This window comes from Halobacteroides halobius DSM 5150 (assembly GCF_000328625.1).
GTDB classification, from domain to species: Bacteria; Bacillota; Halanaerobiia; order Halobacteroidales; family Halobacteroidaceae; genus Halobacteroides; species Halobacteroides halobius.
The window spans coordinates 703,199-718,139 of record NC_019978.1 but is presented as its reverse complement, the minus strand read 5'-3'; the positions used below and the strand labels follow the sequence as shown (position 1 = coordinate 718,139).

Annotated in this window: 14 protein-coding genes; 1 reads left to right on the top strand and 13 read right to left on the bottom strand. The window is 33.5% G+C overall.

The features are described from left to right. Positions 1–27 precede the first annotated feature (27 nt). The 11 genes from HALHA_RS03630 to HALHA_RS03580 form a co-directional block, all read right to left on the bottom strand. Entirely contained in the window at positions 28–918 is an 891-nt protein-coding gene (locus HALHA_RS03630) for an ABC transporter permease (RefSeq protein ID WP_015326439.1), read from the bottom strand. Beyond that, positions 918–1,979 (bottom strand): ABC transporter permease, encoded by a 1,062-nt coding sequence (locus tag HALHA_RS03625; protein WP_015326438.1) that lies wholly within the window; start codon positions 1,977–1,979, stop codon positions 918–920. The genes HALHA_RS03630 and HALHA_RS03625 overlap by 1 nt, the downstream gene beginning before the upstream one ends. 21 nt (positions 1,980–2,000) lie before the next feature. Continuing rightward, positions 2,001–3,524 (bottom strand): ABC transporter ATP-binding protein, encoded by a 1,524-nt coding sequence (locus HALHA_RS03620; RefSeq protein ID WP_015326437.1) that lies wholly within the window; start codon positions 3,522–3,524, stop codon positions 2,001–2,003. A 62-nt stretch (positions 3,525–3,586) separates the two neighbouring features. Then, the gene (locus tag HALHA_RS03615; protein WP_015326436.1) at positions 3,587–4,732 is read right to left on the bottom strand and encodes a BMP family lipoprotein; all 1,146 of its coding nucleotides are present in this window, start codon (positions 4,730–4,732) and stop codon (positions 3,587–3,589) included. A gap of 58 nt (positions 4,733–4,790) precedes the next feature. Beyond that, on the bottom strand, positions 4,791–5,528 hold the full coding sequence (locus HALHA_RS03610) for a GntR family transcriptional regulator (RefSeq protein WP_015326435.1): 738 nt from the start codon (positions 5,526–5,528) through the stop codon (positions 4,791–4,793). Between the two features lie 86 nt (positions 5,529–5,614). Next, positions 5,615–7,906: an FtsK/SpoIIIE family DNA translocase gene (locus HALHA_RS03605; RefSeq protein WP_015326434.1), complete on the bottom strand. Its 2,292-nt coding sequence runs from the start codon at positions 7,904–7,906 to the stop codon at positions 5,615–5,617. 32 nt (positions 7,907–7,938) lie between these two features. Then, a complete protein-coding gene (gene uppP, locus HALHA_RS03600) occupies positions 7,939–8,709 on the bottom strand; it encodes an undecaprenyl-diphosphatase UppP (RefSeq protein ID WP_015326433.1) in 771 nt (256 codons plus the stop codon). Between the two features lie 5 nt (positions 8,710–8,714). Continuing rightward, on the bottom strand, positions 8,715–9,659 hold the full coding sequence (locus tag HALHA_RS03595) for a Na/Pi cotransporter family protein (RefSeq protein ID WP_015326432.1): 945 nt from the start codon (positions 9,657–9,659) through the stop codon (positions 8,715–8,717). 149 nt (positions 9,660–9,808) lie between these two features. Beyond that, complete coding sequence (locus HALHA_RS03590) at positions 9,809–10,018, bottom strand: YlzJ-like family protein (protein ID WP_015326431.1); 210 nt, start codon at positions 10,016–10,018, stop codon at positions 9,809–9,811. Continuing rightward, on the bottom strand, positions 10,018–10,920 hold the full coding sequence (locus HALHA_RS03585) for a ClpP family protease (protein WP_015326430.1): 903 nt from the start codon (positions 10,918–10,920) through the stop codon (positions 10,018–10,020). Before HALHA_RS03585 ends, HALHA_RS03590 begins: the two co-directional genes overlap by 1 nt. A gap of 89 nt (positions 10,921–11,009) precedes the next feature. Continuing rightward, positions 11,010–13,724 (bottom strand): cation-translocating P-type ATPase, encoded by a 2,715-nt coding sequence (locus HALHA_RS03580; protein ID WP_015326429.1) that lies wholly within the window; start codon positions 13,722–13,724, stop codon positions 11,010–11,012. A 211-nt stretch (positions 13,725–13,935) separates the two neighbouring features. Between HALHA_RS03580 and HALHA_RS03575 the strand changes: the two genes are divergently transcribed. Continuing rightward, positions 13,936–14,412 (top strand): QueT transporter family protein, encoded by a 477-nt coding sequence (locus HALHA_RS03575; RefSeq protein ID WP_015326428.1) that lies wholly within the window; start codon positions 13,936–13,938, stop codon positions 14,410–14,412. 47 nt (positions 14,413–14,459) lie between these two features. On the opposite strand, the gene HALHA_RS13800 is transcribed toward HALHA_RS03575, so the two are convergent. Continuing rightward, the gene (locus HALHA_RS13800) at positions 14,460–14,588 is read right to left on the bottom strand and encodes a hypothetical protein (RefSeq protein WP_015326427.1); all 129 of its coding nucleotides are present in this window, start codon (positions 14,586–14,588) and stop codon (positions 14,460–14,462) included. Positions 14,589–14,664: 76 nt separating this feature from the next. Beyond that, positions 14,665–14,937 (bottom strand): hypothetical protein, encoded by a 273-nt coding sequence (locus tag HALHA_RS03570; protein ID WP_015326426.1) that lies wholly within the window; start codon positions 14,935–14,937, stop codon positions 14,665–14,667. Between the last annotated feature and the right edge of the window lie 4 nt (positions 14,938–14,941).

The following is a 14,941-nucleotide window of genomic DNA, read 5'->3' as shown; positions in this document are numbered from 1 at the left end:
ACCGCAGGAAAACCTGCGGTTAAAAATTTATCTCTTTCCTTTTTCAAATGGTTCACCACTCGCAGCTGGAGGCGTAGCTCGACCAATTGCTCCAGCTAAAGCAATTACTGTAAATATATAAGGGAGCATTTGAATAAATGCATTAGGGATAGGAAGTACCCCTTGTAATCTAATCTGGATAGCCTGGAAAAAACCAAATAATAAACTAGCACCTAAAGCTCCAAATGGATGCCATTTTCCAAATATCATAGCTGCTAAAGCAATAAATCCTCGCCCAGCAGTCATTCCTTCACGAAAAGAATCTAAAACTCCTAATGATAAATGAGTTCCTGCTATTCCAGCTAACATACCACTTAAAATCACACAAATATATCTAATTTTATTTACATTTATACCTACAGAATCAGCGGCATGAGGATGTTCTCCAGTCGATCTGACCCGCAAACCAAAAGAGGTATAATATAAAACATAATATGAAACTCCAACTATTAATAATGCTAAATAAACCGTAGGCTTAAAGATACCCCAATAAGGTAACGCATTAACTGAAGGGGAAGTTCCAGAAGTATTAAAGAAAATATTTAACAAAAATACTGTCCCACCTGCTGCTAACATATTTAGTGCTACCCCACTAACTACCTGGTCAGCATGATATCTAATACTTACCACGGCATGAATTAAAGCAAATAATCCACTAAAAACTATGGCACCTAACAACCCTAACCAAGCACTACCAGTAAAACTACTAATAGCTACTGCTATAAATGCACCTGCCAACATCATACCTTCTAAAGCAATATTAATTACCCCTGATCTTTCAGAAAAAATACCCCCAATTGCTGCTAACATTAATGGAGTTGCCATTCTTAAAGTTGATCTAAGGGTTCCCAAATCAAAAATAGCAGTTAAAAATTCCATTATTCCTTCCTCCCTTCAGAACCCATTGCTAATAACCTTCTAAATAATAGATCTGCAGCTACAAATAAAATAATCACAGCCTGTAAAATATTAACTAAGTCAACTGGTACACCAGCCATCATATTCATATAGGTCCGTCCATTAGCTAAAGCTCCAAATAATAAAGCAGCCAAAAATACACCTACAGGATGATTTCTACCTAATAATGCTACAGCAATTCCTGTAAAACCATATCCAGCTGAAAAACCACTACGGTAATTATGGAATAGACCTAATGCTCTTTCTGCACCACCTAAACCGGCTAAAGCACCACTAATTAACAAAGCTAAAATAATATTTTTAGTAGAATTAATCCCTCCATATTCAGCCGCATTAGGATTAATCCCTACAGCTCTAATTTCATAACCAATTGTAGTCTTCCACAATAGATAATAAATAATCCCTATAACAACTAAAGCAATTATAAAGCCTAGATTAAGATAAGAATACATATCTATTATATTAGAAAAACGCCATAAATAGGCTGATGGTTCAATATTAGGGGTTTGAATATTACCAGGTTTAGCCAACACCTTTAAACTATAATAAGCAGTAAAACTATAAGCAATATAGTTAAACATAATCGTTGTAATTACTTCATGAACACCTAACTTTGCTTTTAAAACAGCAGGTATAGCTATCCATAATGCTCCTGCTAACATAGCTACAGTGATAGTTAAAGGAAGATGAATAACCATTGGCATTCCTTCCCAAGTACCTACCCAAGCAGCCGCTAAACCTCCAACTAATAATTGACCCTCTCCACCAATATTAAATAGACCAGCTCTAAAAGCAATAGCAACAGCTAATCCTGTAAAGATTAATGGTGTTGCTTGCAATAATGTATTTGCTACACTATTTAAACTACCAAAAGCCCCCTGAAATAAAGACATATAGGTAGCAACAGGATCATAACCAGATGATAAAAGTATAATTGCTCCTATAATAAAAGAAGAGACTATAGCTAATAAAGGAATCAATAATTCCTTAAGTATATTTTTAACGTTAATATCTTCAGGCATTCACATTACCTCCCTAAATGTTTAGCTAGTTTGTTCAGCTTTTCCTCCAGTCATTAATAGACCAATTTCTTCTTCAGTTGTTTTATTAGCATCTACAATATCTACTATTTCTCCTTCATACATCACTGCAATCCGATCACTTAGTGACATAATTTCTGACAATTCAGCCGAGACTAATAATACTGCTTTACCAGCATCACGTTGTTCGATAATTCGCTTATGAATAAATTCAATTGCCCCAATATCAACTCCACGTGTAGGTTGAGAAGCAACTAAAAATTCTGGATCTAAATCAAATTCACGAGCCACAATAATCTTTTGTTGATTACCTCCAGATAATGAACGGGCCAAAGCATTTTTATTTCTAGGCCGAATATCATACTCAGGAATTAATCTTTGGGCGTGCTTGTCTAAAGCATTAAAATTTAAATTTATTCCTTCAGCAAAAGGAGCTTGATAATGATAACCTAAAATCAAATTATCCTCAATGGTATAATCTAATACCAAACCATGCTTATGTCTATCCTCTGGAATATGAGCTACTTTAGCTTCTTTTATTTCTCGAGCAGACTCATTAAATAGTGATTGCCCCTCTAAACTAAAACTACCTGCCTTAGCCTTACGCAACCCTGTTAACACTTCTACTAACTCCGTTTGTCCATTACCCTCTACACCAGCAACACCTAATATCTCTCCACCATGGATTTTAAAAGAAACTCCACTTAAAGCTGGCATTCCTCTATCATTGTCAGCTGTTAAATTATCAACCTCTACTTTAACCTCTTCTCTTTCAGCCGGTGTTTTATCAACCTGTAGTACAACCTCACGGCCTACCATCATCTCAGCTAATTCAGTCTTTGATGTGTCAGCTGTCTTAACCGTTCCGATTGATTTTCCATCACGTAAGACAGTCACCCGCTTAGAAACTGTTAAAACCTCATCTAATTTATGAGTAATAAAAATAATAGACTTTCCTTGGTCAACTAAAGTATTCATAATTTTATACAGACCTTTTACCTCTTGAGGAGTCAATACAGCTGTTGGTTCATCTAAGATTAATACTTCAGCTTCTCGATAAAGAGCCTTTAGAATCTCAACTCTTTGTTGCATTCCTACAGAGATATCTTCGATCTTGGCTCTGGGATCAACATTTAAGCCATACTCTTGAGATAAATTTTCAATTTTTTTAATTGCTTTAGATAAATTCAAATTTCCAAAACCTGTAGTAGGTTCCTCACCTAAAATAATATTCTCTGCCACTGTTAAAGGAGGCACTAACATAAAATGCTGGTGTACCATTCCAATCCCAAGATCAATAGCATCATTAGGATTATCTATATTAAGTGGATCACCCTTATAGAAGACTTGTCCTTCCTCTTGTTGATAGATCCCAAACAAAACATTCATTAAAGTTGATTTTCCTGCACCATTTTCACCTACTAAAGCATGAATTTCACCTTTATTTAAATCTAGATTAACGTGATCATTAGCTAATACACCAGGAAATTTCTTAGTAATATCCCTCATCTCTAAAATTGGTGCCATAATAATCCTCCTTTCTTATAATTAGATAGCTGCCAGATAAACTGGCAACTATCATTTATAATCTATTTATTTTGCTTTAAATAATTAGGTACTTTAATTTCACCAGCAATGATTTTTTGCCGAATTTCTTTAATTTTTTCTTTGACTTCATCTGGAATTCTAGCTTTCATTTCTTTAATTTTAGTTATACCTTCCTCAGAAATATCTCCTAGATCCTTAGCTATCTTAGTCATTGGCCCTAAACCACTTAAACTAGTTAAAGCAACTCCACCTTCTTTTAGCCCGTATACTTTAAGCCCAGTAGTAAAGTTATCATTTTTAAGCTTTTTGACTATTTTATAAACTGCATTATCTACTCTTTTTTGCATACTAGTTAAGATATGACCTGGCTCAACCCAATCCTGATCAGAGTCAACCCCAATAGCATAATGTCCTGTCTTCTTAGCTGCTTTAAATAAACCTCCACCAGTTCCACCAGAAGCATGATAAATAATATCTGCGCCTGCACCATACTGAGCTAAAGCAATTTCTTTACCTTTAGCTGGGTTATTAAATGCAGCTGGTGTATTTCCAGCATAAGCAATCTTAACATTTACATTAGTACCTTCTGTTTTATTAATATACTTAACTCCAGAAGTATAACCTAGCTCAAACTTATGAATTAGTGGTACATCCATCCCACCTAAGAAGCCTACTACTTGCTGTTGATTAATACCTTTAACTTCTTCATGTGTAGTCATTAAAGCTGCTAATGCTCCAGCTAAGAAAGAACCTTCATGCTCTTTAAATGTCAAAGATGCTACATTATCATTCTTAACTACAGAGTCAATAATTGCAAAGTTAGTATCAGAAAAATTACTTGATACTTTCTTTACAGCATCATGTTGCATAAATCCTACTCCAATTACTAAATCATAATCTCTTTTGGCTAAAAATCTTAGCCCTTTTTCAACAGCTGATACTTGTTTAGGTTCTATATACTTATAATCAGCAATAATTCCTTCTTCTTTAGCTCTATCTAAACCTCTTAAAGCAGAGTCATTAAATGATTTATCTCCTTTACCTCCACTAGATAAAACAATTCCTACTTTTAACCCTTCTTTAGCCTGTTGATCTTTTGCTTCCTGTTGTTGGTCTCCTCCAGCACAGCCAACTACTAAAGCCATCATTAATAAAACTGAAAGAGCTAATAGACTTTTCTTTTTCATAATTAATCCCTCCTATATTTATTAAATCCCTTATAGGCTTATAATTTTATAGATTTTATTAACTTCTATTTCGCAACACATGAAACTCAAACTTATCATTTCTAAAGTAATTCTCAGAATATAGTATTGGTGTATCTCGATCATCATAATGCATTTGTTTAAGCAATAATAAAGGACTGCCCAGTTCTACATTTAATTTCTCTGCTAACAATCTATCAGCAGTAACAGCCAAAACATCTGCTACAGCATAAGTAATATATAAGTTACATTCTTCTTGTAGATAATCAAACAAAGAAGCATCAAAGTTATCATCTGTAACTTCCTCATTTAAAAATTTCTGAGGCAAAAAATCTCTACAATAAGCAACAGGTTCTCCATTAGCTGTTCTAGTCCGTTGCAAGCTAACCATCTTGCTTTGGGCATCTATTTCAAACTCCTTGGCTAAATCCGGAAACCTTTGGTTTGATTTTACAGCTAATTCAATTGTTCCAGCTTCTAAATCCATTGCTTCAATAGTTTCAGTAATACTTGCTAACTCTTCAATCCCACTTCTAAATAAAGCAGCTTTGTCTGCAATAAAAGTACCTACCCCTTGTTTTCGATTAATTATTCCTTCCTTTTCTAAAACCCTTAATGCTTCACGCAAAGTAGCCCGACTAACACCAAACTTTTCAGCCAATTTGGCTTCAGAAGGTAATCTATCTCCGGATTGATAAGTACCATTTTCAATCTGTTCATCCAATTTCTCTTTTACTAAAATATATAGTGGTCTAGAATCTTTCCTTATTAAACTCATAATTTCCTCCTATCCCTGTATGATTGTAAGAGGTCTAACCTTTACCTACTACTAATATATCATTTTTTTTCAGAAAATTCAATACGTTATTCTTTTAACATCTGATTTAATTCTTCTTTACTAATTAAAACTTCTCTTGCTTTACTGCCACGGTGCGGGCCAACAATATTTTCCTCTTCCATTTTATCAATCATACGTGCAGCTCGATTATAACCAATACTTAATTTTCTTTGTAAAAAAGAGATAGAAGCCCTGTTATTTACCACTAATTTAACTGCTTCTTCATATAAGTCATCTTTTTCATCATCTAATTCAATTTCTACATTACTGTCCTTAATATCAGCAATCTGATCAGCAAAATTAGGTTTAGCTTGTTCTTTAACAAACTTAACCATTTTTTTAACTTCATCCTCTGAGATAAAAGCCCCCTGTAATCTAATAGGTTGATTAGAACCAACAGGTGCAAATAACATATCACCTTGACCTAATAACTTCTCTGCTCCTCCTGTATCAAGAATAGTCCTTGAATCTGCCTGTGAAGAAAGAGAAAAAGAAACTCGGGTTGGAATATTTGCTTTAATAACACCTGTTACTACATCTACTGAAGGGCGTTGAGTAGCTAAAATCATATGTATTCCTGCAGCTCTGGCTTTTTGGGCCAATCTACAGATAGCATCTTCTACTTCACTAGCTGAAACCATCATTAAGTCAGCTAACTCATCAATAATTACTACTACATAAGGTAATGGATCATCATCTATCTTCTGGTTATAACTTTCTATTCCTCGAGCATTACTACCAGCAAATAACTCATAACGATTCTCCATTTCTTTAACTACCCAGCGAAGAGCAGTAGCAGCCTTTTTAGCATCTGTTACCACTGGAGAAACTAAATGTGGGATCCCCTGATAAGCTGTTAATTCCACCATTTTAGGATCAACTAATAAGAATTTAACTTCTTTAGGAGTAGCTTTACGCAAAATACTATTAATTATACTATTGATAAAAACACTTTTTCCAGAGCCTGTAGCTCCTGCTACTAACATATGAGGCATTTTCGCTAAATCAGCAGTCATTGATTCACCAGCAATATCATTTCCTAACCCAATAGTTAATTTAGAATCTTCTGCTTTGAATTTATCAGATGCTAGAACCTCTCTTAGAGTTACTAGAGTTTGTTCATTATTAGGTACTTCAATCCCCACTGCAGCTTTTCCAGGAATTGGGGCTTCAATTCTTACATCAGAAGCTGCCAAAGAAAGAGCAATATCATCAGCTAAGTTAACTATCTTACTAACTTTAACCCCAGGAGCAGGTTGAATCTCATAGCGGGTAATTGTTGGCCCACAGTGAACATCAGTTATTTTAGCATTTACTCCAAAATTATCTAAAGTCTGCTGTAAAATTTGGGTTTTATCTACAAAAGTAGCCTCTTTATCAGTGACTTCATTTAATAGAGAAAGAGGTGGCAGTTGATAATCCTCGTTATTCTTAGCTTGTTTAATTATTTCTTGTTGCTTTTTAGTCTTTTTATTCGGCTTTCTTTTTTTAGATCTAGTCTTTTCTTGCTTAACTTTTTTATTTGTTTTTTTTCGTGAAGATTGACTGACTGCTACTTCTTTTTTAGCACTCTTAATTTGTTCCTTAGAATTCTTTTTCTGCTGGGCTTCAGACTTTAATGTTAAATTATTGCTATCTTTTATCTCAGATTTACCCTTCTCTTCCTCATTTTTCTTGGTAGAAGAGGATTTATCCTTCTTGAAATAATTAGTAATTTTATTTATTAACCCCTTCTTTTTCTTAAACTTAGTCTTTTTATTCTTTAAATCAAATAATTGCTTTTTAAAATTAAATATCTTGTTTACAAACAAATGATACTTATCTCTAAACCACTCTATAACATTAGCTAATAATATATCCATAACTAATAAAAAACCAATTATGCCTAAAGATAATAAAATAATCTTACTTCCTAAATCCGCAAAACCTTTACGCAATAGATACAATAAAAAACCACCAATTAATCCCCCGCCTGTTTCACCTGCTAAGGCCTGTTTTAACTCATTAGGATGCTTTATTCCTAGATGACAGATAGCCAAAAACACTATAAATAAGATCATAGTACCAACATATCTAGAACTAACTCTTATCTTTACTTGTGATTTATAAATAATAGCTATGCCCCACCATGAAATAAAAATAGGAATAAAAAAACGCCCTTGTCCAAATAATATATTCAGACTATAAGCTATCCAACTACCTATTACTCCAACATTAGTAAAGAAACTTAATTCAGCCAAAATTCCTACTACAAATACTATAAATCCCGCTAATTCAAACTTTCTTTTTTTAATAATAATGTTTAGAGCTTCTTTCATACTACTCACCTCCTATAAAATTTTCTCTTGGGTTAACCTCGATTTAATATAATAGTTATAACTCCTAATATCCAACAATAATAAGCAAAGATACTTAATTTTTCTTGATTGATTAGCTTCAGTAATAGTTTAATTGCTAAGTAACCTACAATCATTGCTGTTAAAGTTCCTACAACTAAGTAAGTGATACTTTCTTCTCCAACCCCTACCTTAACTAAATCTAATGTTTTCAATAAAGTCGCACCTGCAATTACTGGAACTGATAATAAAAAAGAATACTTAGCAGCTAATTTCCTCTCTAATCCTCTAAATAAGCCCCCTACAATAGTAGAACCCGAACGAGAAATACCAGGAATAATAGCAAAAGCTTGAGCAGATCCTACTACTAATGCATCCATTAAATTCATTTCTTCCATCTTGCGGTCTGTTCCATCAAATTTATCTGAAAGCCAGAGTAACAAACCAGTAATCAGTAGCATAAATCCAACTGCTGTTGGAGTAAACAAACTAGTAATAAAATCTTCAAATAAAATACCTATTACCCCAGCAGGTACAGAACCTAAAATTAAATAAATAGTAAATTTACGATACTTCGGTTTAAAAGTAATTATATCTAAAACATCATCCCAATAAACAATACAAACCGCTAACAAAGTACCAAAATGTAAGAAAACATTTAAAACTATATTCTTTTCTAAACCTAATAAGCTACGAAATAATACTAAGTGACCGGAACTGCTAACAGGCAAGAATTCAGTTAACCCCTGCACAGCTCCTAAAATAATTACTTTAATCAATGACATCTTTCTCACTCCCTATTTTTAGTAACCTTAACTACTAAAGCAACAAATTGATCTCTAACCCCTAAAATAAGCCCTGTATTAACCAGATTAAAGATGGTATGAGCATTAGCAATTTGACGTGTTAATTGTTCACTAGTCAAAAGAACTACTCTAGTAAATATAGGTAATAATGGTAACCAAACAATTGCTCCTAACATATTAAATAATAAATGCATTATAGCAGTTCGTTTAGCTGCTAGTGAGGATCCCATTGCTGCTAAAAAAGCAGTAATACAAGTACCTATATTACTTCCCAAAGTTAGACTAATAGCAGCAGGTAAACCTATCAAATTAACCTTAGCCAAAGCTACAACTAATCCCGTTAAAGCACTACTACTTTGAATAGTAGCTGTTACTAAAATACCTAACAAAAGTCCTAATAAAGGATTACTTGATAATTGGGCCAAGAAGTCAATAAACCACTCTACATCTTGCCAATAGGTCATTATATTACTTAGCATCTCTAATCCAATCCATAGTATACTAAATCCTAATAAACCTCTACCAAGATATTTCAATAATCTCTGTTTAGTTAACCAATAGATAATATTAATAATTAAACTAGCTATTATTATCCAACCTATATACTGTCCTAAACTAAAAGAAATTAACTGTACAGTTACTGTAGTTCCAATATTGGCCCCCATAATTACTCCTAAAGCCTTGCGTAAAGATAAAACTTCAGCATTAACCAGACTAATAATAATTACAGTTGTAGCACTACTACTTTGGATTAACATTGTAACTACCATACCTGTTAAGATTCCAGTAATAACATTAGTTGTTAATAACCTAATTATAGTAGTTAATTTATCACCAGCTGCTTGATAAAAACTATCTTTAACTGCTTGTAAACCGCCAAGAAATAAGATCAATCCTGCAATTAATTGCACTACAGAAAAAAAGATCATTTACCGACCCCTTTCAATTTTATTTACTGTAGTACAACATATTACAACCAATTCTATATTATAACATAAGTTAAATAATTTATATAGTAAAAATTAAATTAAATTAGTACTCTAACACTAAAATAACCGCCCTTACGGACGGTTATTCTTTACTCAAAATCAGGGCCAAACTTCACTTTAGTTCCTAATTGATTATTTAAATAATCCTGTGGGTTAGAACTAATAATTCTAGTTACCTTACCCGAATAAGGATTATCTAGATCAACTTCCATAGTTACCCCATTGATTTCCACTTCTTTTTTCTGTTTCATTTCATCTTCTTCTACTATATTATCTTCTGAAATAATAGAATAAAGCATTATACATCACCATCTTGATTCATTGATTCAATCATTCCTTGCTCTTTGGATATAGCTTGCATTACACTCTCTCTAGGATTAGGTTGCTGTTGATTTTTAGGAGGAGCTTGCTGATACTTACTAGGATTTTGTTTCTTATCTTCAGCAATCAACGTATTAAGCTTTTTAATAGCATTACCTAAACCTCCTACTTCTTGAATAACTCCCTCTTTTACTGCTTCATCTCCAATCAATACTGTTCCTACGTCCCTTACTAATTCTCCTGTCTCAAACATTAATTCTTCAAATCTTTTTCCAGAAACACTAGAGTTTTCAGCAACAAATTGAGTAATTCTTTCTTGCATCTTATTTAAATAATCATAAGTTTGTGGCACACCGATTACCATCCCTGTTAATCTTACAGGATGAATAGTCATAGTAGCAGATCCAGCTATAAATGAATAATCAGTTGCTACAGCAATTGGTACACCAATACTGTGTCCACCACCTAAAACTAAAGAGACAGTTGGTTTAGATAAACTATTAAGCATCTCTGAAATAGCTAGACCAGCTTCAATATCTCCTCCTACTGTATTTAAAATAACTACTACTCCTTCAATCTTAGGACTTTGTTCAATAGCTATTAATTGTGGCAGTAGATGTTCATACTTAGTTGTTTTGTTTTTAGGCGGTAAGACCTTATGCCCCTCAATTTGACCAACAATTGTTAGAGCATGAATATTACTTTCACCCTGAGGTAAATTTAATTGTCCTAATTGCTTTAATTGGTTCATTTTCTGCTTAGCCTGTTTAGCTTGCTGTTGTTGCTTTTTTTTCTTTTGCCCTCGATTTGGATTCGGCTGGGTTCCAATATTAGGTGAGTTTTGAATATCCTGATTAACTGATTTATTATCTTGATCCAACAAGATCACTCCCTTTGGTATTTTAGAAACTATTCTATTAGTTAGTATAGGAAAAATCTAGATTTATATTACTGGCAAAAAATACTTTATTATTTGGCAAATATCAGTTTTGAAAGTTGAATAATAATAATTGGAATAATAGACCCTGATAAAACTATCATCCATAAATTCCATGGCAAAGGTACTGTATTTAAAATTGGTTGAAAGAAAGGTAGATAAACAGCTACCAGTTGCAATGAAATTGTTATTACAATAGCACCCCATAAATAAATATTCTCAAACATTGTCTTATCAAAACCTAATCCTTCTTCTCGTCGAGCATCGAAAACATGAAATAATTGCACAAAAGCAAGGGTCACAAAACTCATAGTCCGACTTGTAGCTAGTGGTAATTCGATATTAAGAGCATATAAATAAACTAATAGTGGACCTAAAGAAACAATCAAAGCATGTAAGCCAATTCTTTTCTTAAAATCAGCGGTTAAAATTCCTTGCGTAGGATTACGTGGTGGTTGCTCCATTACTTCTTCTTCAGGTGGTTCCCAGGCTAAAGTAAGTGCCGGGAAGACATCAGTAACGAGATTTAACCACAGAATCTGTAAAGTAAGCAATGGAATAGGAACCTGTAAAATAATCCCTAAAAAGATAAGAAGAATCTCACTTAAGTTACAAGAAAAAAGATAATAAATAAACTTTTGAATATTATCAAAAATTACTCGACCTTGTCTAACAGCTTTTACAATAGTAGCAAAGTTATCGTCTAGCAAGATCATATCTGATGCTTCTCTAGCTACTGCTGTACCACGTTGGCCCATTGCTACTCCAATATTAGCTCTTTTTAAGGCAGGTGCATCATTAACACCATCTCCAGTCATTGCTGTAATTTCATCTTCTTCATTTAGAGCCTTAATAATATCTAATTTGTTTTCTGGAGACACCCGAGAAAATATTGAGTTATTTTTAATCTTTTGGATTAAATTTGCTAATGAAAGACCCTCAATTTCTTCTCCCGTTACTGCTCCTTTATTTTTATCAGCAATCCCTACCTTACGACCAATTGCTTGAGCAGTATCACGCTGGTCACCAGTAATCATAACTGTTTTAACCCCTGCTCTACTTGCTTCTGTAATTGCTTCCTTAACATCAGGCCGTGGTGGATCTACCATTCCTACAAATCCTAAAAAGATAAGTCCTGATTTGACACTACTTTCTAAAGGAGAATTTTGTTCTTCACTCTTTTGATAGGCTAGGGCCAAGACCCTTAAACCTTTTTGGGCCATAGCTTCATTTTTTTCTCTAAGATTCTCTTTAGTACTCTCGGCTAAAGATTTAACATCTCCTTGCGTACTAATCTGATCACACATATCAATAATTACACTAGGCGCTCCTTTAGCTACTACTAACTCTTTTTCTTCTGGAGTTTGATAAGATACTGCCATGTATTTTGCGTCCGAAGTAAAAGGAATTTCTTCTAACTTTTCATATCCGCCTTCATGTTGCATTTCTTCTCGATCAAAACCTGCTTTTTGAGCTGCTGTAACCAAAGCACCCTCAGTAGGATCCCCTACTACATTCCATAGAGAATCTTCTTCTTTAACTACCGCATTACTACATAATGTTCCACCTTTTAAAATAAGTGATAACTTCTCATTCTCTTGTGGATTAATGGTTTCTTCTCCTATTTTAAATTCACCTTCTGGTTTATAACCTGTTCCTGTAATCTCTACTACATCTTCATCTTGACCAAGATAAATCTCCTTTAAGGTCATCTGATTCTCAGTTAAAGTTCCTGTTTTATCTGTACAAATAACTGTTGTAGAACCTAATGTTTCTACTGCTGGTAATCGTTTAACTAAAGCATTATACTGGGCCATCTTTTTCATTCCAATTGCTAGAGTTATTGTAGCTACTGCTGGTAAACCTTCTGGCACAGCAGCAATGGCTAAAGCAACTCCTGTTTCAATCATCTCCATTACTTCTCGACCAATAAAGATCCCAACTACTGATACAATAGCGGCAATCACTAAAGTAACTACTATTAATGATTTACCCATTTTATCTAATCTTTCTTCTAATGGAGTTGCTTCTGATTCAGTTTCATGTAACATATCACTAATTTGGCCCATCTGTGTATCAGTTGCTGTACCAGTTACCACAGCAACTCCATTACCTCTAGTAACCGATGAACCCATAAAGACCATATTACTACGTTCAGCAAGAGGTATATCCTCTTTTTTTAAAGTATCAGTATTCTTATCTACAGGCTCTGCTTCACCTGTTAAAACAGCCTCAGCAATAGCTAAGTTATCAGCTTTGATTAATCTCCCATCTGCTGTGACCTTATCTCCTTCATCTAAAACTAATAAATCACCTGGTACAATCTTATCAGCATCGACTTCCGTTAAACTACCATCCCGAATCACTTTAGCCTTTGTCGTTACCATCTCTTTAAGGGCTTGAACGGATTTTTCAGCTTTATATTCAGTAAAAAAGCCGAATATAGCATTGATAATAATTACAGCTAAAACTGCAACTCCTTCTAAAACATCACCAATCACAAAAGAAATTCCAGAAGCAATAATTAATAAAATAACAATAATATTTTTAAACTGTTCTACTAAGATCTCCCAAGGAGAGATAGCTGACTCCTGTTTTAGTTGATTTGGCCCGTAATCATCTAATCTCTTTTTAGCTTCACTCTCAGAAAGTCCCTCTTCTTGCTTAGTGTTAAACTCATCAGTTATTTGGTCAATCGATTTATGATAAGTTATTGATTCTTTGTTCTCTGAACTGATAATCTCCACACTCCTTTCTCTACCCTGATTTTATTTTTACAGTAATATTTTTAGTTTTATCAGAAATTTTAAACTAAATTTAGTTAAATATTATCAGTAAATATTTACCATAAGAGTCTCTGCTTCAAAAATATAAAACTAAAACAAGGACTTTTTACTATAGCCTTGAATAATACAATGACAGAAGGAAAAATTAAGAATACGTAAAAATAGAAAGGAGATGGCTAAGATTAACTCTAAACTAATTGCTAAAATAGGAATTCTAGCTGCTATATATACAGTAATTACTCTATTATTTGCGCCTATTTCATATGGCCAAATTCAAGTTAGAATCTCTGAAGCACTAACATTATTACCTTTTTACTTTGGCCCGTGGGCTGCTATAGGATTATGGATTGGTTGCATGATAGCTAATATATTTGGTGGATTAGGCTTAATTGATATTATTTTTGGTAGTCTATTAACATTAATCGCAGGGTTATTAGCTACTAGAGCACATAATAAATGGACAGCAGGACTCTATCCTGTACTTATTAATGGCTTGGGAGTAGCTTTAATTCTAAAATTTACGATTGGACTTCCCTATTGGATTACTAGCCTCTATGTAGGTCTTGGAGAAGCAATTTCTGTTTATATCATAGGAATTCCACTAGTTGGTTATCTTGCAGAAAAATGGGGAGATCAGATTCGAGGTTAACTACTATTAAAAGAGCAACGTTTCGGCGTTGCTCTTTATATTTCATACTAAATATTGTCTTTTATTTCACCTTCTATCTCTTTTTCAACTCCATTTTTATCCATCTTTTGCAGCCTATTTATAAAAATTTGCCTTTCAGTCATCCTTTCTTTTACCCCAGTTAAATCTATATACATTATAATCACCTCTCATTTTTAGTATGTCCATTTTAAATTATAAATATAAAAAAACCGCCTTTTTAGGCGGTTGAAATTATTGCTGATATGATAGCATTTTCAATTTTCCCTTTATTGCACCAATAAAATGTTCTTTTATATAATCATCTGTTTCTTCTACATTTTCTTCTATATAATCTAGCATTTCGTCAGCTGAATTCTTCCATGTCACTCCATTATAAGGTGAGTTAATATTATTATTCTCTATTCCATACCGCTCTTCATCCCTTAATAAGGCATAACTATTGTTGAGATTATCAGCATCAGTAATTTCTAATAAAACCTCATAATCCCCCTTTGATCTTCTCATATCT

What these genes read in the sequence shown, in the direction of transcription:
- HALHA_RS03630 (WP_015326439.1), bottom strand. Translation starts at nt 918, where the DNA reads ATGGAATTTTTAACTGCTATTTTTGATTTGGGAACCCTTAGATCAACT.
- HALHA_RS03625 (WP_015326438.1), bottom strand. Translation starts at nt 1,979, where the DNA reads ATGCCTGAAGATATTAACGTTAAAAATATACTTAAGGAATTATTGATT.
- HALHA_RS03620 (WP_015326437.1), bottom strand. Translation starts at nt 3,524, where the DNA reads ATGGCACCAATTTTAGAGATGAGGGATATTACTAAGAAATTTCCTGGT.
- HALHA_RS03615 (WP_015326436.1), bottom strand. Translation starts at nt 4,732, where the DNA reads ATGAAAAAGAAAAGTCTATTAGCTCTTTCAGTTTTATTAATGATGGCT.
- HALHA_RS03610 (WP_015326435.1), bottom strand. Translation starts at nt 5,528, where the DNA reads ATGAGTTTAATAAGGAAAGATTCTAGACCACTATATATTTTAGTAAAA.
- HALHA_RS03605 (WP_015326434.1), bottom strand. Translation starts at nt 7,906, where the DNA reads ATGAAAGAAGCTCTAAACATTATTATTAAAAAAAGAAAGTTTGAATTA.
- uppP (WP_015326433.1), bottom strand. Translation starts at nt 8,709, where the DNA reads ATGTCATTGATTAAAGTAATTATTTTAGGAGCTGTGCAGGGGTTAACT.
- HALHA_RS03595 (WP_015326432.1), bottom strand. Translation starts at nt 9,659, where the DNA reads ATGATCTTTTTTTCTGTAGTGCAATTAATTGCAGGATTGATCTTATTT.
- HALHA_RS03590 (WP_015326431.1), bottom strand. Translation starts at nt 10,018, where the DNA reads ATGCTTTATTCTATTATTTCAGAAGATAATATAGTAGAAGAAGATGAA.
- HALHA_RS03575 (WP_015326428.1), top strand. Translation starts at nt 13,936, where the DNA reads ATGGCTAAGATTAACTCTAAACTAATTGCTAAAATAGGAATTCTAGCT.
- HALHA_RS13800 (WP_015326427.1), bottom strand. Translation starts at nt 14,588, where the DNA reads ATGTATATAGATTTAACTGGGGTAAAAGAAAGGATGACTGAAAGGCAA.
- HALHA_RS03570 (WP_015326426.1), bottom strand. Translation starts at nt 14,937, where the DNA reads ATGAGAAGATCAAAGGGGGATTATGAGGTTTTATTAGAAATTACTGAT.